23 protein-coding genes are annotated in these 22,062 nt (G+C 55.3%); 4 read left to right on the top strand and 19 right to left on the bottom strand.

Annotation, left to right across the window (positions count from 1 at the left end; all coding sequences use genetic code 11):
- The first annotated feature begins 44 nt into the window (after window positions 1-44).
- Window positions 45-1,337, top strand: a complete 1,293-nt coding sequence (ptsJ, locus tag SK38_RS00780) for a MocR-like B6 salvage transcription factor PtsJ (protein WP_048234765.1) — start codon at window positions 45-47, stop codon at window positions 1,335-1,337.
- Window positions 1,338-1,350: 13 nt separating this feature from the next.
- The gene (locus tag SK38_RS00775; protein ID WP_048234763.1) at window positions 1,351-2,067 is read left to right on the top strand and encodes a type 1 glutamine amidotransferase; all 717 of its coding nucleotides are present in this window, start codon (window positions 1,351-1,353) and stop codon (window positions 2,065-2,067) included.
- Window positions 2,068-2,157: 90 nt separating this feature from the next.
- Here the strand turns inward: SK38_RS00775 and cysM are convergent, their stop codons facing one another.
- The 10 genes from cysM to SK38_RS00725 form a co-directional block, all read right to left on the bottom strand.
- Window positions 2,158-3,069 carry a cysteine synthase CysM gene (gene cysM / locus SK38_RS00770; protein ID WP_003835014.1) on the bottom strand — a complete coding sequence of 304 codons (912 nt, stop codon included), beginning with the start codon at window positions 3,067-3,069 and terminating at the stop codon, window positions 2,158-2,160.
- A gap of 119 nt (window positions 3,070-3,188) precedes the next feature.
- A complete protein-coding gene (gene cysA, locus SK38_RS00765; protein WP_048234762.1) occupies window positions 3,189-4,286 on the bottom strand; it encodes a sulfate/thiosulfate ABC transporter ATP-binding protein CysA in 1,098 nt (365 codons plus the stop codon).
- Entirely contained in the window at window positions 4,276-5,151 is an 876-nt protein-coding gene (gene cysW, locus SK38_RS00760) for a sulfate/thiosulfate ABC transporter permease CysW (RefSeq protein WP_003038064.1), read from the bottom strand. Before cysW ends, cysA begins: the two co-directional genes overlap by 11 nt.
- Window positions 5,151-5,984, bottom strand: a complete 834-nt coding sequence (cysT, locus tag SK38_RS00755) for a sulfate/thiosulfate ABC transporter permease CysT (RefSeq protein WP_003038061.1) — start codon at window positions 5,982-5,984, stop codon at window positions 5,151-5,153. Before cysT ends, cysW begins: the two co-directional genes overlap by 1 nt.
- Entirely contained in the window at window positions 5,985-7,001 is a 1,017-nt protein-coding gene (gene cysP / locus SK38_RS00750) for a thiosulfate/sulfate ABC transporter substrate-binding protein CysP (protein ID WP_003835019.1), read from the bottom strand.
- A gap of 157 nt (window positions 7,002-7,158) precedes the next feature.
- The gene (gene ucpA, locus SK38_RS00745; RefSeq protein ID WP_003835020.1) at window positions 7,159-7,950 is read right to left on the bottom strand and encodes an SDR family oxidoreductase UcpA; all 792 of its coding nucleotides are present in this window, start codon (window positions 7,948-7,950) and stop codon (window positions 7,159-7,161) included.
- A 172-nt stretch (window positions 7,951-8,122) separates the two neighbouring features.
- The gene (gene yfeX, locus SK38_RS00740) at window positions 8,123-9,022 is read right to left on the bottom strand and encodes a porphyrinogen peroxidase (protein ID WP_048234761.1); all 900 of its coding nucleotides are present in this window, start codon (window positions 9,020-9,022) and stop codon (window positions 8,123-8,125) included.
- A 93-nt stretch (window positions 9,023-9,115) separates the two neighbouring features.
- Window positions 9,116-9,691, bottom strand: a complete 576-nt coding sequence (locus tag SK38_RS00735; RefSeq protein ID WP_048215807.1) for an RpoE-regulated lipoprotein — start codon at window positions 9,689-9,691, stop codon at window positions 9,116-9,118.
- A 59-nt stretch (window positions 9,692-9,750) separates the two neighbouring features.
- On the bottom strand, window positions 9,751-10,200 hold the full coding sequence (locus SK38_RS00730) for a DUF2919 domain-containing protein (protein ID WP_008785415.1): 450 nt from the start codon (window positions 10,198-10,200) through the stop codon (window positions 9,751-9,753).
- Window positions 10,187-10,612, bottom strand: coding sequence for a GNAT family acetyltransferase (locus SK38_RS00725; protein ID WP_003038048.1), 426 nt, complete (start codon window positions 10,610-10,612; stop codon window positions 10,187-10,189). Before SK38_RS00725 ends, SK38_RS00730 begins: the two co-directional genes overlap by 14 nt.
- A gap of 212 nt (window positions 10,613-10,824) precedes the next feature.
- Here SK38_RS00725 and amiA point away from each other — a divergent pair, with 212 nt between their 5' ends.
- Both amiA and hemF read left to right on the top strand, forming a co-directional pair.
- A complete protein-coding gene (amiA, locus tag SK38_RS00720) occupies window positions 10,825-11,694 on the top strand; it encodes an N-acetylmuramoyl-L-alanine amidase AmiA (protein WP_003038046.1) in 870 nt (289 codons plus the stop codon).
- A gap of 2 nt (window positions 11,695-11,696) precedes the next feature.
- Window positions 11,697-12,596, top strand: a complete 900-nt coding sequence (hemF, locus tag SK38_RS00715) for an oxygen-dependent coproporphyrinogen oxidase (protein WP_048234760.1) — start codon at window positions 11,697-11,699, stop codon at window positions 12,594-12,596.
- Window positions 12,597-12,691: 95 nt separating this feature from the next.
- On the opposite strand, the gene eutR is transcribed toward hemF, so the two are convergent.
- The 9 genes from eutR to eutJ all read right to left on the bottom strand — a co-directional run bounded on the left by eutR (window position 12,692) and on the right by eutJ (window position 22,062).
- Window positions 12,692-13,744, bottom strand: a complete 1,053-nt coding sequence (eutR, locus tag SK38_RS00710; protein WP_003835032.1) for an HTH-type transcriptional regulator EutR — start codon at window positions 13,742-13,744, stop codon at window positions 12,692-12,694.
- A gap of 48 nt (window positions 13,745-13,792) precedes the next feature.
- A complete protein-coding gene (gene eutK, locus SK38_RS00705) occupies window positions 13,793-14,323 on the bottom strand; it encodes an ethanolamine utilization microcompartment protein EutK (RefSeq protein ID WP_003835033.1) in 531 nt (176 codons plus the stop codon).
- 11 nt (window positions 14,324-14,334) lie between these two features.
- On the bottom strand, window positions 14,335-14,994 hold the full coding sequence (gene eutL / locus SK38_RS00700) for an ethanolamine utilization microcompartment protein EutL (RefSeq protein ID WP_003838537.1): 660 nt from the start codon (window positions 14,992-14,994) through the stop codon (window positions 14,335-14,337).
- A 9-nt stretch (window positions 14,995-15,003) separates the two neighbouring features.
- On the bottom strand, window positions 15,004-15,900 hold the full coding sequence (eutC, locus tag SK38_RS00695; RefSeq protein ID WP_008785418.1) for an ethanolamine ammonia-lyase subunit EutC: 897 nt from the start codon (window positions 15,898-15,900) through the stop codon (window positions 15,004-15,006).
- Between the two features lie 20 nt (window positions 15,901-15,920).
- Entirely contained in the window at window positions 15,921-17,282 is a 1,362-nt protein-coding gene (eutB, locus tag SK38_RS00690) for an ethanolamine ammonia-lyase subunit alpha (protein WP_003038029.1), read from the bottom strand.
- A gap of 11 nt (window positions 17,283-17,293) precedes the next feature.
- Window positions 17,294-18,697 (bottom strand): ethanolamine ammonia-lyase reactivating factor EutA, encoded by a 1,404-nt coding sequence (gene eutA / locus SK38_RS00685; protein ID WP_048234758.1) that lies wholly within the window; start codon window positions 18,695-18,697, stop codon window positions 17,294-17,296.
- The gene (eutH, locus tag SK38_RS00680) at window positions 18,694-19,926 is read right to left on the bottom strand and encodes an ethanolamine utilization protein EutH (RefSeq protein WP_003835043.1); all 1,233 of its coding nucleotides are present in this window, start codon (window positions 19,924-19,926) and stop codon (window positions 18,694-18,696) included. Before eutH ends, eutA begins: the two co-directional genes overlap by 4 nt.
- A gap of 119 nt (window positions 19,927-20,045) precedes the next feature.
- Entirely contained in the window at window positions 20,046-21,233 is a 1,188-nt protein-coding gene (gene eutG / locus SK38_RS00675; RefSeq protein ID WP_008785420.1) for an ethanolamine utilization ethanol dehydrogenase EutG, read from the bottom strand.
- Complete coding sequence (eutJ, locus tag SK38_RS00670; RefSeq protein ID WP_048234757.1) at window positions 21,223-22,062, bottom strand: ethanolamine utilization protein EutJ; 840 nt, start codon at window positions 22,060-22,062, stop codon at window positions 21,223-21,225. The genes eutG and eutJ overlap by 11 nt, the downstream gene beginning before the upstream one ends.

Raw genomic sequence — 22,062 nt, 5'->3', positions numbered from 1 at the left:
TTATTATCGTCATATGCTAAAATTCATTTTGTCATAGGTCAATAATGATCGACGGAAAAACCGCTAACGAAATTTTTGACAGTATCCGTCAACATGTCACTACAGGCACGCTGGCAGCAGGCGAAACGTTGCCACCAGTGCGGGAACTGGCAACGGAATTAAACGTGAACCGCAATACTGTCGCGGCGGCTTACAAACGCCTGATCACCTCCGGGTTGGCGCAGAGCCAGGGACGCAACGGCACGGTGATTAAGGGGATTACTGCCCCCGTTGCGCTGGAAGGTGGTAATCCGGATACCCCGCTTATCGATCTTTCCGGCGGTAATCCAGCGCCCTCGCGTCTTCCTGACCTGAGTAGTTATTTCGCGAAGATAAATAAGAATCCGCGGTTGTACGGCGATGCCGCTGTGTCACCAGGGCTTAAGGTATGGGCATCACAATGGATGCAAAATGCAATGCCCGGCAAAGGGGAAATTGATATCACCAGCGGCGCCATTGATGCTATCGAACGGCTACTGTGCGCCCATTTACTGCCTGGAGATAACGTTGTCGTAGAAGATCCATGCTTTTTGAGCAGCATCAACATGCTGCGTTATGCTGGTTTCTCCGCCAGTCCGGCCAATGTGGACCACGAAGGCATGCTGCCGGACCAACTGGAACTCGCGCTACAGAAAGGCGCGCGGGCAGTGATTCTGACACCGCGCGCGCATAACCCCACAGGATGCAGCCTGAGCGCCTCACGGGCGACGCAATTGCAGGAAATCCTGGCCCGCTATCCGCAGACTCTGGTGATCGTCGACGACCACTTTGCGCTGCTATCTGCTTGCCACTGGTATCCGGTGATTGCGAAGGAAACCACGCATTGGGCGATTGTCCGTTCGATGTCGAAAACCTTAGGCCCGGATTTACGCCTGGCCATCGTAGCCAGCGATCCCGTCACATCCGGGAAACTGCGTTTACGGCTCAACTCCGGTAGTCAGTGGGTCAGCCATCTGCTGCAGGATTTAGCCTGCGCGTGCCTGAGTGACGAGACATATCAACACACACTGGCACAAACGCAGCAGTTTTACGCCGTCCAGCAGCAAAAGCTGAATACGGCTCTGCGCCAACATGGCATTGAACTGCCCGTCGGTGACGGTCTGAATCTGTGGTTACCGCTGTCAGATCACAGTCAGGAGATCGCTTTTGCGCTGGCAAAGTCCGGCTGGCTGGTTCGGGAAGGCGAAGTGTTCGGCGTCAATACGCCTGCACACGGTTTACGCATTACGCTGTCAACATTAGAAGACAGCGACATTGATAAGCTGGCGGTTGATATTCATCAGGCGCTAAAGCGCTAACAGGAGAGAAAAAGTGCGAGTTCATTTTGTTATTCATGAGTCTTTCGAATCTGCTGGCGCGTATCTGCCGTGGGCCGAATCACGCGGCTATAGCGTCAGTTGGTCGCGCGTTTATGCCGGAGAAGCGGTCCCTGCGAACGCCGATGATTTCGATATGTTGGTGGTGTTTGGCGGTCCGCAGTCACCACGAACCACGCTGGCAGAGTGCCCGTACTTTGATTCTCAGGCCGAGCAGCATCTGATCAACCAGGCGATTGCGGCACGTAAAATTGTGGTGGGGATCTGCCTGGGTTCACAGTTAATCGGCGAAGCGCTGGGTGCGAAGGTGTGCCAGAGTCCGGAAAAAGAGATTGGTCACTACCCCATCGTTCTGACCGAAGCCGGTCAACAGCACCCGCTGTTCAGCCATTTCGGCTCACCGCTTACCGTCGGTCACTGGCACAACGACATGCCAGGATTAACCGACCAGGCGACCATTCTTGCTGCCAGCGAGGGCTGCCCACGACAAATCGTGCAATACGGTAATTTTGTTTATGGTTTTCAGTGCCATATGGAGTTTACGGCTGATGCTATAGAAGGGCTTATTCAACACTCCGAACAAGAACTGGCGGAAGCTAAAGGCAAGCGTTTCATCCGTTCCATTGAAGAGATGCGAGCATGGGATTATCAGCAGATGAATGAGAAACTGTGGCAATTCCTTGATAAGCTTGTGGAAAAACGTAACGATTGATTATGGCAGGCCGGATAAGACGCTTTACGTCGTCATCCGGCGCTCGTGCCGTACGTTTGCCTGATAGTGCTATGGTTATCAGGCTGAAAACTAAATCCCTAATCCCTGGTTAAAGTGCTCTTCGCCAAACACGCCGGTTGAAAGGTAGCGATCGCCGCGATCGCAGATGATCGCCACCACCACCGCTCCCGGGGTCGCGCGCGCCACACGTAACGCCCCCGCTACCGCGCCACCAGAACTGACACCACAGAAAATCCCTTCGCGCACGGCCAGTTCACGCATGGTGTTTTCCGCATCGTTCTGATGAATATCCAGCACTTCATCCACCAGCGAGGCGTTAAAAATGCCTGGCATATACTCCGCAGGCCAGCGGCGAATCCCCGGAATACTGCTGCCCTCTTCCGGCTGCAGGCCAACGATAGTGACCGCTTTTTCTTGCTCACGCAGAAAACGCGACACACCGGTAATGGTGCCTGTCGTTCCCATACTGGAGACAAAATGGGTAATACGACCTGACGTCTGCTGCCAGATTTCCGGTCCGGTGGTGGTGTAATGCGCGTACGGGTTATCCGGATTATTAAACTGATCCAGCAGCTTGCCTTCTCCACGCTGCGCCATTTCAAGGGCTAAATCGCGCGCGCCTTCCATCCCCTGCTCTTTGGTGACCAGAATCAGCTCGGCACCATAGGCGCGCATCGCCGCACGGCGCTCCTGACTCATGTTATCTGGCATCAGCAGCTTCATGCGGTAGCCCTTCAGCGCGGCGATCATTGCCAGCGCAATTCCGGTATTACCGCTGGTCGCCTCAATCAGCACGTCGCCTGGCTTAATTTCTCCGCGTTTTTCCGCTTCGACGATCATCGACAACGCGGCGCGGTCTTTCACCGAACCTGCGGGATTATTGCCTTCCAGCTTGACCCAAATTTCACTACCGTTATCCGGCGCCAGACGTTGTAATTTCACCAGAGGCGTATTGCCAATTGTTTGTTCTAATGTGTTCACGTTTTCAGCTCAATAAAAATGCCGGGTGGCGCTGTACTTACCCGGCCTACAGGTCATGCTGCACCTGGTAAGCCCGGTAAGCGCAGCGCCACCGGATGATAACTATACGAATTAACCTATCAGGCGCTTTGCGCCAGGGCAAGTTCCTCTTCCCGCGTTTCAATACGCTGGTCGCCGTTATACAGGCGCGCATTTTGCAGCCCGACAAACAGACGCTCGCCGCGGCCAGGGGAATCATCGCCCTGCATGACTACCGTCAACGGTTCGTTATACCACCCCAGGGGTTGCACAACTAATTGGGTGTAGTGTCCTTTCGGGCTGGCTTCCAGCACTTGTACCGGCAACGGCGAATCCAGACTGGTACGACGGCTCACGTCCACTTCCCACGGGCGCAGGAACAGATCCACCGGTCCCTGATAGCCAGGCGTATAACCCAGCGGCCAGCGGTGTGCGCCCACATGGAATTGGCCGCCACGAATCGTCCCCTGCAGGCGGTTAACCTCACCCATAAATTCCAGGACGAAACGAGTAGCCGGTTCGCGCCATACCTGATCCGGCGCATCAGCCTGTTCGATATGACCCTGACTCATCACCACTACGCGGTCTGCGACTTCCGTTGCTTCTTCCTGGTCGTGGGTAACAAACACGCTGGTAAATTTCAGCTCTTCATGCAACTGACGCAGCCAGCGACGTAGCTCTTTGCGCACCTGCGCATCAAGCGCGCCAAACGGTTCGTCGAGCAGCAGGATCTGCGGCTCTACCGCCAGCGCACGCGCCAACGCCACGCGCTGTTTTTGCCCGCCGGAGAGCTGTGCCGGGAAACGGTCCGCCAGATGAGCCAGTTGAACCATTTCCAGCAGTTTGGTCACTTTTGCTTTGATGGCCGCCGCATTCGGGCGCTCACGCCGTGGCAGGACCGTCAGACCAAACGCGATATTGTCGAAAACGGTCATATGACGAAACAGCGCATAGTGCTGGAACACGAACCCCACCTTACGGTCGCGGGCGTGCAATCGGCTGACGTCGGTACCGTGAAAACGGATATGCCCGCTGGACTGATGCTCCAGCCCGGCAATAATGCGCAGCAGCGTGGTTTTACCCGAGCCGGATGGCCCCAGCAGCGCGACCATCTGACCTGAAGGAATATCCAGCGAGATATCGTTCAGCACCTGGGTGCGACCAAAAGACTTCTTAATATTGGCAATCTCAATGCTCATGATTTTCCTCCTGCTGCGCGCGTTTTTCCTGGTTCTCCAGACGCCATTGCAACATGCTCTTCAAAAACAGGGTAATAATCGCCATCAGCGTTAATAGCGCCGCGGCGGTAAAGGAGCCGACCGTGTTGTAGTCCTGCTCCAGTAATTCAATCTGTAGCGGCAGCGATAAGGTTTCGCCGCGAATCGAGCCGGAAACCACTGACACCGCGCCAAACTCACCAATCGCACGGGCGTTGGTCAACACCACACCGTACAGCAATGCCCAACGGATATTCGGCAGCGTAACGCGGCGGAACATCTGCCAGCCGGACGCGCCCAACAGAACCGCGGCTTCATCTTCATTGCTGCCCTGGCTTAACATCACCGGCACCAGCTCACGCACCACAAACGGACAGGTCACGAACACTGTCACCAGCACCATCCCCGGCCAGGCAAACATAATTTGCAGGTTATGCTCATCCAGCCACCCACCAAGCGGGCCGTTAGAGCCGTAAAACAGCAGATAGACCAGACCGGCGACCACCGGCGAGACAGCAAATGGAATATCCAGTAACGTTAGTAGTAGTTGGCGTCCTGGGAAGTTAAAACGGGTCACCAGCCAGGCCAGCAACACACCAAACACCAGGTTCACCGGCACCGCAATCAGCGCAATCAGCACCGTCAGCCAGATGGCATGCAGCATGTCCGGATCCGCCAGGTTCTGTAATACCGGCATTAATCCCTTGCTGAACGCCTGCACGAAGATGTAAATCATCGGCACCAGCAAAATAAACGCGGAGACCAGCATGCCCGTGCCGATCAGAAACCATTTCCCCCAGTTGATGCGGGGTGCGCCATAGCGTTTCAATTGGGTAATGTCTGCCATCAGTGACCTACCACACGTCGACCAAAGCGACTTTGCAGAGTGTTAATTGAAAACAGCAGCAACAACGAAGCCCCGAGGATCACAGAAGCAATCGCGCTGGCGGCCGGGTAGTCAAACTCCTGCAAGCGAACAAAAATCATCAGCGAGGTCACTTCCGTTTTCCATGCGATGTTTCCAGCGATAAAAATAACCGCGCCAAACTCACCGAGGCTGCGGGTAAACGACAGCGCAACGCCCGCCACCAGCGCAGGAGACAGCTCCGGCAGCACTACTTTACGGAAACTTTGCCAGCGCGTAGCACCGAGCGTTTCAGCTGCTTCTTCATATTCCGGGCCTAACTCTTCCAGTACCGGTTGCACGGTACGCACCACAAACGGAATGCTGGTAAAGGCCATCGCTACCGCGATACCGAGCCAGGTGTAGGTCACCTTGATATCCAGCTTCGCCAGCCACTCGCCGTAGAAGCCATTAACCGAAAACAGTGACGCCAGCGTCAGACCTGCCACCGCCGTAGGCAGTGCGAACGGCAGGTCCATCAGCGCATCCAGCAGCGTACGGCCCGGAAAGCGATAGCGTGTTAAGATCCACGCCATCAGCAAACCGAACACGCCGTTAAAAATCGACGCCACAAACGCCGACAGCAGCGTCACTTTATAAGCCGCCACCACCTGCGGATTGGTAATCACATCCCAGTATTGCGCCCAGCTCATTTGCGCCAGTTGCATCACCAGCGCGCTCAGCGGCAGCAGCAATATCAGGCAGACAAACAGTAAGCTGGTGCCCAGGCTCAAAGTGAAGCCGGGCAGCACACGTCGGGAAGAAACAGCAAACATTTACTTACGCCCCGCCGCCAGCAGTTTGTCCAGCTCACCGCCGCTGACAAAGTGCGTTTTCATCACTTCAGGCCACGAGCCAAACTTATCTTCCACACGAAACAATTCGGTCTGCGGGAATTTATCTTTCAGCTTGTCCATTACCTGCGGGTTATTCACGCGGTAGTAGAAATCGGTAATGATGGTTTGCGCCTGCGGGCTGTACAGCCAGTTCAGGTAAGCTTTCGCCGCTTTTTCAGTACCGTTGGCCTGCACATTTTTATCTACCCAGGCCACCGGGAACTCCGCCAGAATGTTGACCTTCGGCACCACCACTTCGAAGCCCTGGTCTTCGTACTGTTTACGGATATTGTTCACTTCCGATTCAAAGGTAATCAGTACGTCGCCCAGACCGCGCTCCACGAAGGTGGTAGTTGCACCACGACCGCCGGTATCAAATACTTCCACGTTTTTCAGAAACTGGGTCATGAACTGTTCGGTTTTGGCTTTATCCCCACCGTCCGCTTTATCTGCCGCGCCCCACGCTGCCAGATAGGTATAGCGTGCGTTACCGGAGGTTTTCGGGTTCGGGAAAATCAGCTTCACGTCCGGGCGAACCAGATCGTTCCATTCGTGGATATTCTTCGGGTTGCCCTTACGCACCAAAAACGCCATGGTGGAATAGAATGGCGAACTGTTATTCGGCAGGCGGCTTTGCCAGTCGGCAGGGATCAGCTTGCCTTTGTCATGCAGGATCTGCACGTCGGTCACCTGGTTATAGGTCACGACGTCAGCTTTCAGCCCCTGCAAAATCGCCAACGCCTGTTTTGATGACCCGGCATGAGATTGTTTAATCGTCAGTTTGTCGCCGCCGTTATCCTTCGCCCATTGCTGTTCAAACGGCGGATTAAGGGCGGCAAACAGCTCGCGGGAAACATCGTATGAACTGTTCAGCAGTTCCGTTGCCTGCGCCTGCCCCACCAGCAACAGCATGGCTGCCAGCGTCAGTGTTCTTTTTTTCAGTAAGTTAACGGCCATTGCGCACCCTTATAAATTAAATGACTTTCTTATGGTCATCATATTTATAACCAGTGCTAAAGGAGTAACGGTTTTATATACCGTTTGATGATTTGAAAGTTGAAAAGAGAATAAGGGGTACCTCCTCCCCAGCACATGGGGAGGAGACCGGCATCAATCAGACGCCGACGCTTACGCTTTCAGGCAAAGTGCTGCCGCCATCAATCACGTTTTGCGTGCCAGTTAAATAACTGGACTCATCCGATGCCAGGAACGCCGCCAGTTCACCGACCTCAAGCGGGCAGGCCAGACGACGCATCGGGATCGCTTTCGCCATTTCGACTAAAACGGATTCAGGATCTTCCGGGTTAGACTGACGCGCAATGCTTTCCGCCATCGGCGTACGAACGTAGCCAGGGCAAATGGCATTCACGCGAATGCCGGACTGCGCATATTCTACCGCCAGGGATTTGGTCAAACCGATGATCGCGGCTTTCGACAGCGCGTAGGCCGTTTCGCCCGGGTCAGCAACCATATCGCCGGTCACCGATGACATCATCACGATGCGCCCATCTTTGCGCGCAATCATCTCCGGCAGAACGGCTTTCGTCACGTTCCAGACGCCTTTAATGTTGATATCAATGTGGAAATCGCGATCTTCATCGCTCATATCAAGGAAGTTGCCGAGGCGGCATACGCCGGCATTGTTCACCAGAATATCGATTTTGCCTTCAATCTGCTTCGCGCGCGTCACCGCTTCCTTGACCGACGCAAAATCTCTGACGTCAGCGTGAACAGCTGTGCAACGGTGCCCTCGCCCAGCCAACTCATCCGCCAGTTTTTCAATCTCATCGGAGATATCCAGCAGGATTAAGTTCGCACCATGGCGGGCAAACGTTCTGGCGATACCCTCGCCAATACCCTGAGATGCGCCCGTAATCAATGCTGTTTTGCCCGTGAGTTTTCCCATTTCAATATTCTCCTTTTGAATATGAAGCCTTCACTTCATTCACGCAGAAGATACAGCAATAACAAATTAGTGCTGAGGAATAGCTCACTAAATCAGGTTAATCTCAGGTAAAAAAAATCCCCGACGATGCGGGGATGTCTATTTCGTGGCCGATAACAGGCTCAGCTCACCATTACAGCGCCATTAAACGGTCCAGCGACGGAGCAAAGTAATAACCGCCAGTTACCGGTTTGGTGAAGCGCAGCATCGCATCACGCTTACCGTCGGTGTCACCAAACATGCTCAGCAATTGTTGTTCAATGTTGTGCAGACGAGCGCAGTAGGCGCAGAAATAGAGACCATGCGTGCCGCTGGCAGTACCGTATGGCAGGCTCTGGCGCACAATTTTCAGCCCTTTACCGTCTTCTTTTAGGTCAACACGGCTCAGGTGAGAGGTGACCGGACGGTCATCACCGTCGATCTCTTCGTTGGCTTCCTTGGTACGACCAATCATCATTTCCTGGTCATGGATGCTCATGCGATTAAGCTGCTTCAGGTTATGTTCCCAACGCTGCACAAACACATAGCTGCCACCGGCATCCACACCATCTTTGATAACGGCAACTTCACGGCGCGTTTCTTCGCCTGCCGGGTTTTCCGTACCGTCAACAAAGCCGCTGAGATCGCGCTCTTCGACCCAACGGAAACCATGGATTTCTTCTTTAACTTCAATACAGTCGCCAAATGCTTCCATTGCCGCCTGCGCAACAGAGAAATTCACGTCATGACGCAAAGAGAGAATGTGGATCAACACGTCATATTGGGTTGCTGGTGCCAGACCTTTACCGTAAGGGATAAAGTCTTTTAACTCTTCAGCACCGACGCCGCCGCTCAATGCACGCCAGGTGTTGTTGCCAAAAGCGACAACCGCGCCCAGATGCGCATCCGGGAACTTAGCTTCAAAGGTCGCCAGCTTATCGGCGAAGTTTTTGCTAGCCGCACGCAGGGCATCAACGTCGCCTTTAACATTGGCTTCAATCCAAATCGCCGCACGGCAATGTTCTGGCAAAATGCCACTCTGAACCTGAGACATTGTTCCTCCTGAAAAAAAGATGCCACGACATCGTGGCATTGATGGGCGCTATTCTACCTGTTTTTTTAACAAGCCGATTTGTTCAGACGCAAATTAACGCCGCCAGATAATTTTGCTTACTTTCCACGCTTTCAGCGTGTCGTCAGACGGCATTATATCCTCAGGCCCACTCCATTCGCCGGAAAAAATATAGCTAATATGTTGACTTCCCTCAGCTTTACACTCAACGCCCGCGCTGTCATCGCCGGTTGCTTTTTGGCAATTACCGAAAGCTTTAGTGTAAAGGTCGCTAAACGGTGTACCGATTTCGACACCCGCGGCTGACGAAATATCGTGATCTAATACATCAATACGACTGATGGTTCCCTGGCTGCCGTTGATGACTATCGCCAGCTTGTCGTCTTTCATCGCTTCATAGAAGCGCACCACATTACCGTTATCGGTCTTCATTCCGCTACGCAGGCGGTAATCACCGTCCAGCGCATCAGCAATGGCTTTTTCATCCAGCGGCGTAGCGCCCGTTAACGCTCCGACGCCCTGCTCTGTGACCTGCGTTGAAGAACCAAACCAGTTCCACGGATTGGCGGCAGACCAGTTCACCGAGGACAACGTTGAACACCCGGCCAGTAGCAGCGGCATCGCGCATAAAGTCAAACGCAGTGATTTCATTTCACTTCCTTCCTTATTTATCAACGGTGCTTGGAGTCCGGTTTCCCCAAAAAGTGCCGTTATTCTTTCTCAAGGGAAAAACAGGCACGCAGACGTTGATTGGTTAACAGCCAGATCAGCGCGACGATATCCGCCACCAGCAGCGCCAGCCCGACGCCATTGAGCGGATCGCCTGCCAGCCACATCACCGGCTGCCAGCACAGCAGCACCAGTTGAGCGAGAATCAATAATCCGCGCAGCCAGCGCCAGAGCACCGGAAACGCAAAGCGTCGCCCGCTGAGTAAAAACGCCAACACGGCGGGAACGCCGGGAAGCAACCCCAGCCAGAATGCGTCATGATCGGGATAAAACAGATTCAGCAAGGTGTTGCCCTGCTCACGGGAAGAACCGGCAATCACAAACAAAACCCAGGTGCGTGCCTGCAACAGCAGTACGCACCAGAAGAGAAAAGGCAGGCGCAGACGCCCATGACCGTCATAGTCGGCCGGATGAAACTCAGTACTCTTCATCTTCGATCAAACGCTTGCCCAGATTGAGTACATCCGCATGTTCATAGCCCAAACGTTCATACATGCCCTGTACGACGTCGTTATCGTCACGCACCATGATTTGAATCTTCGGACAACCGCGGGCAATGAGCTTTTTCTCCAACCGGTTGAGCAGCGCATTGGCAATACCGCGTCCGCGAAACTCAGGATGCACGCCCAGGTAATAGGCGGAACCGCGATGCCCGTCGTATCCGCCCATCACCGTGCCGACCACCTCGCCGTTCACTTCAGCAACGAGGAACAAGCTGACGTCATGATTGACTTTGCGTTCGATGTCCATTTCAGGGTCGTTCCATGGACGCAGCAAATCACAACGCTCCCAGAGGGTGATCACCTCTTCGAAATCTTCCTGGCGAAAAACGCGTATTTCCATGGTATTGGGTACCTTTTCAGGACGTTAAAAAGCGATTATGGCGCGAACGGCTGATTTAGCCAATATCTGACGCGAAGCGGCGGAAAAAATGGCATAATACGGAATTGTCACGTATTGAAATGAAAAGTAAAACAATTCTTATCTCGATCCGTCGCAACGGACTACGCGATACGATATAACGTTTAGAACCTTTTTTTTACAACTCAGGCCGTATGAGCACTTTTAAACCACTAAAAACACTCACATCGCGCCGCCAGGTGCTGAAAGCCGGGCTGGCCGCCCTGACGCTGTCAGGCATGTCACAAGCCATCGCTAAAGAAGAAGCGCTAAAGACCAGCAATGGACACAGCAAACCGAAAGCGAAAAAATCCGGTGCTAAGCGCGTTGTTGTCCTTGATCCGGGGCACGGAGGGATTGATACCGGCGCAATTGGTCGCAACGGCTCGAAAGAAAAGCACGTTGTGTTGGCTATTGCCAAAAACGTGCGCTCGATCCTACGTAACCAAGGGATTGATGCACGCCTGACCCGCTCCGGCGATACGTTTATTCCGCTCTACGATCGCGTCGAGATCGCCCACAAACATGGTGCCGATCTGTTCATGTCGATCCACGCCGACGGTTTTACCAATCCGAGCGCTGCGGGTGCTTCGGTCTTTGCCTTATCCAATCGCGGTGCCAGTAGCGCCATGGCGAAATATCTGTCCGATCGTGAAAACCGGGCCGATGAAGTCGCCGGAAAGAAGGCCACTGATAAAGATCATTTGTTGCAGCAGGTGCTGTTCGATCTGGTGCAAACTGACACCATAAAAAACAGCCTGACGTTAGGCTCGCATATTCTTAAGAAGATCAAGCCGGTACACCGTCTGCACAGTCGCAGCACGGAACAGGCCGCCTTCGTGGTGCTAAAATCACCTTCGATTCCGTCGGTCCTGGTCGAAACCTCGTTCATCACCAACCCGGAAGAAGAACGATTGCTGGGTACGGCGGCGTTTCGTCAGAAAATCGCCACCGCTATCGCCAATGGCATCATCAGCTATTTCCACTGGTTTGATAACCAGAAAGCACACTCGAAGAAACGTTAACCATGAAGCCCGATGCACAGCGCGTAAAACAGTTCCTGCTCAGCCTGCAGGATGAAATTTGTCAGCAGTTATCCACCGTAGACGGCAGCGAATTTGTTGAGGATAACTGGCAACGCGAAGCGGGCGGCGGCGGGCGCAGTCGGGTGTTGCGTAACGGCGGTATTTTCGAGCAAGCAGGCGTTAACTTCTCCCACGTCCACGGCGATGCAATGCCGGCCTCGGCTACCGCGCATCGCCCGGAGCTTGCCGGGCGCAGTTTTGAAGCCATGGGCGTCTCGTTGGTGGTGCACCCGCAGAATCCCTACATTCCAACCAGTCATGCCAACGTACGGTTTTTTATCGCGGAAAAACCGGGGGCCGATCCCGTGTGGTGGTTTGGCGGTGGCTTTGACTTAACGCCCTACTACGGCTTTGATGAGGATGCGGTTCACTGGCATCGCACGGCGCGGGACCTGTGCCAGCCGTTTGGCGATGACGTTTATCCACGTTACAAAAAGTGGTGCGATGACTACTTCTTCCTCAAGCACCGCAACGAGCAGCGCGGCATTGGCGGGCTGTTTTTCGATGATTTGAATACCCCTGATTTCGACCACTGCGTCGCTTTTATGCAGGCAGTAGGTCAAGGTTACACCGAGGCGTATCTGCCCATCGTCGAACGCCGCAAAATGATGAGCTGGGGCGAGCGCGAGCGTAATTTCCAGCTTTATCGTCGTGGGCGCTATGTGGAATTTAATCTGGTGTGGGATCGCGGCACGTTGTTCGGTTTGCAAACCGGCGGGCGCACGGAGTCGATTCTGATGTCGATGCCGCCGCTGGTACGCTGGGAGTATGACTGGCAGCCGGAAGCGAACAGCCCGGAAGCTGCCCTTAGCGAGTTTATTCAGGTCCGCGACTGGGTGTAATTGCCTGATGGCGCTACGCTTATCCGGCCTACAACAACAGCAAACCCGTAGGCCGGATAAGACGCGTTAGCGTCGCATCCGGCACAATAATCTCATCATGCCCACTGGCGCATACGCTGATGCAGCGTCAACGACGGTTTCTCCGCAAACAGCTGCTGGTAGTCGGTGGCAAACTGCCCTAAATGCCAGAATCCCCACTGCATGGCGGCGTCTTTCACCGTCGCACTCTGCGACCATGGGCTTATCAACTCACGGCGCACGGCATTCAGGCGAATACGTTTCAACCAGGCATTCGGGCCAATACCGAGGATCGCGTGAAAGGCGTTTTGCAACGTCCGGCGGCTAACGTGCAGCTGATTGCATAAGTCGAGCACGGTCAGCGGCTCTGACATATTTTCCAGCACATATTCGCGCGCACGTGACAGCAAGCGACGATAGCTCTGATGGCTGATGCTCTCCGCAGTCATAATCGGCTGCGCTTCTTCCAGCATGGTGCCCATCGCCAGCAGCAGGTTATCCCCCAACACTTTACGCACCGCGGGTTGGTGAAGGTTTTCAGGATTCTCACTAAACGTCGCCAGCGCCTGCTGCACAAAGCCCCATAGTGCGGCTTTGTGTTGTTCTTTAACTTCCAGCGCCGACTGATTGCGCAGCATATGTAGCACCCTTTCCGGGTTATGCAGGAAGTTGGCCTGACGAGCTATTGCCTCTTCCGAAATGACGACACCCAAAATGGTGTAATCATCCGGCGTACTCAGTTCAAACTCCGTCCCGCCTGGGCGGGTGGCAATTTCAGCGCTACCCAAACACTGGGTACCAATAAATCCCTGCTCGCCGCGCGTGGCCGGAATGCCAAACCAAAATGAGTTTGGCCAGACAAGGCACGACTGACGCAGCGCCAGTCCGGTGTATTCACGGAACACCTGAATATCATCGAGCAGGATTTCCGTGAACTCGCCATGAAATTTTCCCGGATGCAGCTGGTCGTAGATCTGCTGCCAGGCGGTAATCGTCAGCGCGTGCTCATACACATCCGTTGTTCGCCGTTGGTGAACGTTGTCCACTTCCACTTTCGGCGTCAGTTTAACGTCTTCGGGTAATACTTCATGATAAAGATGGTGCAAGTTTGCAGTACGGTTCTTTTTCATGATCTTTTAAGCCGGAAGCTTCAACGAAGCCCCCGGCCCTCCGACAGGTTAATTTTTTAAGCGGTAGCGACTACTGCGTTTACGCAACGCTCCATCAGAAAAGAGCTGTTCCAGCGCATTTCTGGCTTCATCAAGTGACCAGCCAAAGTGGGCCGCCACTTCCCCTGCCGTCATTCCTTGACGGACCGATGCTAACAGCGTCAGAAGTTGGGCAGAGGATTCAGACGTCACTGGGGCGTCCTGTGTCTTCTCTGGTTTCACTTCTGTTTTCGCTTCTGGCTTCTGTTCAGGTTTCTTCGGCTGGCGTTTAAAACCGCCGATCAGCCACTGGGTGTCATCGTCCGGCCGGCCTATTTCCTTACGGCTGATAACACGGCCCGTACGCGCTGCGGCTGCACTGCCAGCATCCAGCGCTGCGCGGCATGCCGCCAGATCGCCTTCCACCACCAGCGTCAGCCGACCAGGATCGAGCACTTCGTGGCTAAGCAGACGCACGTTCGCGGCTTTCAGCATGGCATCGGCCGCGTCCACGGCAGCCACCATGCCATCCACTTCCAGTAATCCCAGTGCATTGATCATCACTACCTCTCTTACGCGCGCTGGATTGGATTACGGGCAATATCCAGAACGGCATCGGCAAAGGCGTTACATGCGGCTTTACAAGCGGCCTGGCTACCGGTCAAAAACGCGGCTGAATAGTTAGTTTCTGACGGCGGTGGTACATAGGTCACCAGTTGTACATCGGCAGATTTCAGCGCGGCATCAATACCAAATGTCGCTTCCAGCGGCGGTGCTACCAGATACGCCATCGGATCGCCCAGTCGGCATCCCGCGGTTGCGGAGAGATACGAACCGGTACGCGAAACCACATGCGCCAGGAAGGCGGTATCTTCTGCGTCATTCGCCCACTGGAATGCCGCCCCGCTTTCAATATTGGCCACCATCGCGTCCAGACCCGCGCGAACTTCGGCCGGGTTTGGTCCACCGAGCATAATCAGCACTTCGCCCGATGTTGGAGAGGGACTGTGCGCCGCACCGGCATACAGCGAGCGGCCATAAACCACTTCGACCATTGCCTGTTTTGTCGCTTCGTCTGCGGCAATATACGCCACGTCATCAGAATCTGCTGTGATGAGTCCGAGGCTACGTATATGTGGCGGTAATTTAAGTTCGCGGGCAAAACCGTCATTTACCGAGGCAATCACACGCATTGCGGTGACTGAAGGTCTAATTAAATCTAATGCTGGCATGATGCCTCCTTAACGGGTCATATTGATGCCGGATGCTTTTTGCTCCAGCATGCGCTTGGCCAAATCCACAATCACCGCCGCCGCTTCAACCGGTGGCGTACCGCCCTGGTGAATGTTCGAGATACAGGTACGATCAGCCTCAACGGTGGTCGCCACACGCGGCGAATAGACGGCATAGCAAGAAAGACTTTCCGACTGGCCGAGGCCCGGACGTTCACCAACCAGCAGGATCACCGCTTTTGCACCCAGCAGTTCGCCGATCTGATCTTCGATTTTCACGCGCCCATAGCGAACAAAGAACGGCGTCCCGACCTTCAATCCGGCCTGTTTTAAGCCCGACAACAGCGGCGGCAGGATCTCTTCATAGTTAGCGGTAATCGCGTCGGTAGACAGGCCATCAGAAATAATCACCTGCACATCCGGATTCATTACACACTGTGATTTCAGTGCTTCAATGGCTTCCGCACTCAGACGACGCCCCATATCCGGACGCGTCAGATACAGGTTTTTGTCGCTGATTTCCGAGCGCACTTCCAGCAGCCCCTGGGCTTTTACCCACTCTTCCGGCACTTCTTTCAATACCGTATCTTTCGAACGCGAGTGGTCAGCCAGGAAACGCAGCAGCGCCTGGGTACGCGGACGAGGACCGGCACGACCGGTACATACACGCGCAGCGGTGCTACGGCGAAGTTCAGTCAACACCTCTGCACGGTGCGGATTCTCAACGCCAATCCATGCTTTGGCTTCGGCTGAGCCTAAGTCCATCGCGCAGCTTTCACCGGTCGGCGCGGCGCACTGCGTGGTGCTGCATTTTGCTGGAGCTGACGGTTCTTGAGCCTGCGGTTGAGACTCACCCATTGACGCCATTACGCTGCGTACAATTTCTTCAATCTGTTTTTGATCCATCGTGTGTCATCCCCGCGTCATCAGAAGAACAGTGACGGATCGCCCGCCCGTTTGGTCAGGCGACCGTTTGCCATAATGCCCATGGTTTCCAGCCAGCGTTCAAACTCCGGCGACGGACGCAGGTTCAGCAGCTGACGCACGGTCGCGGTGTCATGGAAGGCGGTGGTCTGATAGTTGAGCATGATGTCGTCACCGAGCGGCATGCCCATGATGTAGTTGCAGCCAGCGGTGGCGAGCAGAATCATCAGGTTTTCGTTAAGGTTCTGGTCAGCATCAGCATGGTTGGTGTAGCAGCAGTCGCAGCCCATCGAGATGCCGCTCAGCTTGCCCATAAAGTGATCTTCCAGACCCGCGCGAATAATCTGACGGTCGTTGTAGAGGTACTCCGGCCCGATAAAGCCCACCACGGTGTTCACCAGGAACGGATCGTAGTGGCGTGCCAGCCCGTAGTTACGCGCTTCCATTGTCACCTGATCGGCGCCGAAGTTCGCGCCCGCGGAAAGTGCAGACCCTTGCCCGGTTTCGAAGTACAGGCAGTTTTCCCCGGCGATACGGTTGAACTCAGCGCCCACTGCGCGCGCTTCATCCAGCATGGCCAGCTCAACGCCAAACTCTTTTAAGCCTTTTTCGCTACCGCAGATACTCTGGAAAATCAGCCCGCCCGGCGCGCCGCGACGAATCGCTTCGATCTGGGTAGTTACGTGTGCCAGTACGCAGCCCTGGGTCGGGATGTTGAATTTGTCGATAACGCCGTACACGGTATCCAGTACGCGGCTTAAGTTTTCCACGTCATCCGTTACCGGGTTTACGCCGATCACAGCATCGCCCGCCCCGAAGGACAGCCCTTCGTAGATTTGTGCGGCAATACTCTGCACGTCATCACGGGTGTCGTTCGGCTGCAAACGGCAGCTGAAGGTGCCCGGCAGACCGATGGTGGTATTGGCCTTTTTGATCACCGGCATTTTCTTACCGCCGTAGATCAGGTCCGCGTTAGAGCAGATTTTTGCTACCGCAGCGACCACTTCCGACGTTAACCCTTTGCGCGTAAACGCAATGTCATCAACGGAGGTTTCATCGCTCAGCACGTACTCGCGCAGCTCGCTGATACTCCAGTTTTTGATACGGTTATAGGCCGTCTCGTTGACGTCATCCTGAATCAGACGAGTAACACAGTCCTCTTCATAGGAAATCACCGGGTTATTGCGGATATCCGCCACCGTCATTTCCGACAGTACCTGCTTGGCCGCCACGCGCTCCTGCGAACTGGTTGCGGCCACTCCTGCCAGCACATCCCCCGAACGCAGTTCGTTGGCTTTTGCCAGCACCTCTTTAACATCCTTAAACTGATAAACATTGCCGAACAATGTGGTCTTTAGTTTCATAAGTCGTTCCCTCAGGAAGGAAATGCGAGTGATTTCACCGTCACCGGCACAACCGATCCGCCAAAAAGAGGCGTACCAATGTCGATATAGTCCCCCGCCCGGACAACCACCTCATCGATGACTGCCAGCGGGTGTTGCTGTAACTGTGGGCGTAACAGCATGCCCAGGGCCTTACCAAAATCCTGCTCGGCTACCACCAGCAGGGGATGCGGATTCGGATAGCGCGCGACAAAGGCCAGCAGCGCATCAATCACCGTTAACAGCGCGGCATAGCGCACCGGCAGCGAACCGGGCAGCGCCAGCACGTAGGCGTCCGTTTGCGGGTCCAGATCGAGCTGCATTAGCGCCTGTTGCCAGGCGGCCACCAAATCAGCCTCATCAACCGGAATCGCCACCGGCAGATTGCGCAGCGGAAGCGCCACGCCTTCCAGCCAGATGGTGCTGCCCGAAAGCGACAGCGTATGCGCACCGGCGCCAATCACCGTGGCGCGCACGGTTTGCGCCGGGAACTGCACGTTCATCTCACGCAGGCGCGGATGTTCATGCAGTGCCGTTGCTAACAGCGGGCCAATGTCGGAAAAACAGAACGGATCGGCTGGTTGGTTGCGGTAGCACTCGCCCACCCCGCCGGACAACGTAATCACTTCCGGTTTCACGCCCGCCGGTAACAGGCCGGTTTGCATCAGCGCCTGCGCCAGCGGTGATAACGTGCCGTCAATCACCTCCACAATGAGCGCCGCCATCCGTCGGGCTACCTGAACAAGCTGCGCCGCATTGAGGGTTCGGGCGTCGGTGCCCGGACCAAATACGTCATCAACAACCATCTGCCCCGGCTGATGCGCATGTACTACTCGCCCCTGGCCGTCCGTTTCCAGCAGTCGCCCGCCGACGTTGAGGCAAGCCGAACCGCTGACCTTTCCAGCATCAAACAGAACGTAGTTCGACGTACCGCCACCGATGTCGATATTCAGTACGCGGCACAACTTCTGCTCGGACAGGGTTTGTGCCCCCGCACCGTGACCGGCAATCACCGATTCCAGATGCGGTCCGGCGCTGGCCACCACAAAATCCCCCAGCGACTGAGAGAGCGCCATCACCGCCGGACGCGCATTACGGGTTTTGGCACTTTCTCCGGTGATGATGATCGCGCCGGAATCGACAGTCTCAGGTGCAATACCCGCCGCCTGATACTGGGCGAGGATCAGCGCCTTAAGTTCGGCCTCTTTCAACCCGCCCTGCTTATCAACGGGGGTAAAGAACACCGGGCTTTGCCAGCTAATTTCGCGTTTGATGAATTCGTAGCGCGGCACCTGCGACACTGCCGCACGGTTGACTAACTCAAGGCGCGAGAAAATCACCTGAGTGGTAGTGGTGCCGATATCGATACCGACGCTCAGTAGCTGGCGAGTATTCACGATTGCGCCTCCGGGTTGGTTTCTACTTCTGCTGGCACATCTTCATCTTTCGGTACCAACAGCATAGCCACACCAATCGCCGTCACGCCGCCAATCAACTTGCCGACAATCATCGGGAAGATCATCGCGTTCATGTTGGCAGCGGCGAAGCCTAAGTGGTCACCCAGTGCAAAGGCCGCGGAGACCGCGAAGGCGCAGTTGATCACTTTGCCGCGGGTATCCATATTCTTCATCATGCCGAACATTGGGATGTTGTTCGCCAGCGTCGCAACCATACCGGCAGCCGCAATATTATTGATTTTTAACAGGTTACCGACGCTCATCAGCGGTTTTTCAAACCAGCGGGTCAGCAGCAGTACCATTGGGTACGCACCGAGCAGTACGCAGGAAATAGAACCGATAACTTCGATGGCGCGCATCACTTCACCCGGCTTGTCGCCCGGAGCCATGAAGATAGGATCAAGACCTGGGATCAGCTCCCAGCCGAGCAGGAATTTGACCACCGCTGCTGCGAGGCCGATGGTGATCAGCGCCACCAAGAATTTCGCGAAGATCTGGAAGCCGTTGATCATTTTTTCCGGGATGAATTTCAGTCCCAGCGCCACCAGCACAGCCACGATCAGCACCGGGATCATATTCATCAGGATCAGCGCGAAGGTGAACTCCACCGGCTGCCCGTTGATTTCGACGCCGGAGTACATCGCAATCAAACCGCCCGCAATACAACCAATCGGAATGGTGACAATACCCGCCAGCACGCCCAGCGCCAGATAACGACGGTCAGACGGTTCAATAATCCCCAGCGCAACCGGAATGGAGAAGACCAGCGTCGGCCCCATCATCGCCCCGAGGATCAGGCCAGAGTACAGCCACGCCGCAACGTCGCCGCCCGCCAGTTCTTTCGCCAGGAAGAAGCCGCCCATATCGCACGCCAGCAGCGTTCCGGCAAACATCGACGGGTTCGCGCCCAGCATTTCATACAGCGGAATAATTACAGGCCCGAGCACATGCGCCAGAACCGGTGCCAGCGCGGTCATACCGACCATCGCCAGACCCAGCGCGCCCATCGCCATAAAACCTTCTTCAAACTGGCCGCCCGATCCCTCAATACTCTTACCGAACTTACCGAGGAAGCGTGCCGAACCGCCGAACTGCGACAGGATCCTGTCCACGGCGGCAATCAGCATAAAGAACATCATGATGTACATGATGATTTCGTTAATTCCCATAGCCCCTACTCCCTGTCATTTGTGATTTGTAGGCCGGATAAGACGTTTACGTCGCCTCCGGCATTAACGCCGTGTTATTGCCGGATGGTGGTGCGAGCACCTTATCCGGCCTACAGGCATTACCCGGCAGCCGCGTACAGGTCGATGATCTGTGCCTGCGTGGCGGTGCGTGGGTTACTGCGAATACAAATATCCTCCAGCGCGGCGTGAGCCCATGCGCTGTACTGCTCGGGCTTTGCCCCAACGTCAGAGAGTCGTTTGGTCTGGCCCACTTCGCTAATCAACTCGCTGACCGCGTTGATAGCATCACGATCGTCCGATTTCTTGTTGGTTAACGCGCGTCCGATATGGCTAAAGCGCTCACGACACACCATGCGGTTGAACCCCATTACCGTGGGAAGCAGCATGGCGTTAGCCTGTCCGTGTGGAATGTGCAACGTCGCCCCCGGCTGGTGCGCCATCGCATGGCACAGGCCAAGCCCAGCGCTGGAAAACGCCATCCCGGCCATACAGGAAGCCAGCAGCATACTTTCGCGCGCCGCCAGATCCTGACCGTAGCCGACGGCCTTCGGCAGCGATTTACCGATCATCGCTATCGCACCAATCGCCAGGCTGTCGGTAAACGGCGTCGCGTTCAGTGCGCTATACGCTTCAACGGCGTGCGTCAGTGCATCAATCCCGGTCATCGCCGTTACGTGCGCAGGCACACCTTCCGTCAATGCGGCGTCAAGGATCGCCACATCCGGCATCAGGGTTGCGTGGGCCAGTACTTTTTTGAGTCCGGTCGCGGCGTCGATAATCACCGTGACGTTCGTGGTTTCTGAGCCCGTTCCGGCGGTAGTCGGTACGGCAATCAGCGGCAGACGCGGGCGTAACACGCTACGCTCGTCCATGTCAGCCAGCGTCTGGGTAGGGTTGGTCACCAGCAACGCCACTGCCTTGGCGGCATCCAGCACGGAACCGCCACCGAAAGCCACGACGCCGTCGCACTTTGATTCACGCAGTTGCGCGACTGCCGCGCAGACGTCCGTAATGCACGGTTCACCTACCGGACATGGCCACAGCGTCATTGCCACACCTTTCATCGCCAGGCTGCGCTCCAGTGCGGCGGTCATCCCCGCCTGATGCAGAAAGCTGTCAACCATGACGAACATATGCGTCAGTCCGCGCGTTTGTGCTTCCTGTCCGCAGGTACTAAGCGCTCCCAGTCCACATAACGTAACCGGGGGAACGCTAAACGTTTTTACGCGTTGCAGATTCAGGGTATCGAATGCCTGAAAGAGCGCGGTCTGCAATTCAGCTTGCATAGATTCCTTCCGCTTTTTCTTTTCCGCTGTTTGCAATCGCCAGCGGAGTCATAAACAGGCTGTGCTGGGGTAAATGCACCTGCAGTTCCGGGAAACGCTTACGGAACAGTTCATCAACGCCTGGCTGCATACAGGAGCCACCCGCCAGCCACAAATCAGCGACATCCTGTCCGGCAATATGGTGCGCCACGATTTCCGCCATCTTTTCGTAGACAGGCTTCACCACCGGCCAGATTTCTTTGCCATTGCTGCGCTTGTACTGCTCGGCTTCTTCCAACTGGATACGACGGTTCCCGGCCAGCGTCAGAGAGATATGGTGCCCGCCAGTCGCTTCATCAGCGGAGTAAGTCACTTTGCCCTGTTTAACAATCGCAATCCCGGTAGTGCCACCACCAATATCCACCACGCCGGCGTTATCAAGCTGCAACAGATCCGCCACCGCGGTTGGTTCGTCGAGGACATGGCTCACTTCAAGCCCGGCAGACTCCAGCACGTTAATAGAGATGCGCGGGTCAGTTCCCGGTGGAAACGAGGTTGCCGCATGGGTAAAACGGCAACCCAGTTGTTGTTCGAGCGTATCGAGATGGCGACGAACGATGGTCACCGCACCAAAGAAATCCCAGACGATGCCATCGCGCACGACATCGGCCCAGTCCAGGCAAACCGCGACCGGCTGTCCGTCACTGTCCACAACCATCGACACCACATCACACGTTCCCAAATCAATGCCCAACCACAGCGGTGAATCGCTCTTTGCGGGCGTCTGGTTACATAGCGTTGCCGCTTTTAGCAGTCTGGGTGTCAACCAACGTTGTTCGTCGTGCGCCAT

Source organism: Citrobacter sp. MGH110, assembly GCF_001037515.1.
Lineage (GTDB): Bacteria > Pseudomonadota > Gammaproteobacteria > Enterobacterales > Enterobacteriaceae > Citrobacter > Citrobacter portucalensis.
The sequence above is the reverse complement of the archived record's forward strand: the minus strand, read 5'-3'. Positions and strand labels throughout refer to the sequence as shown.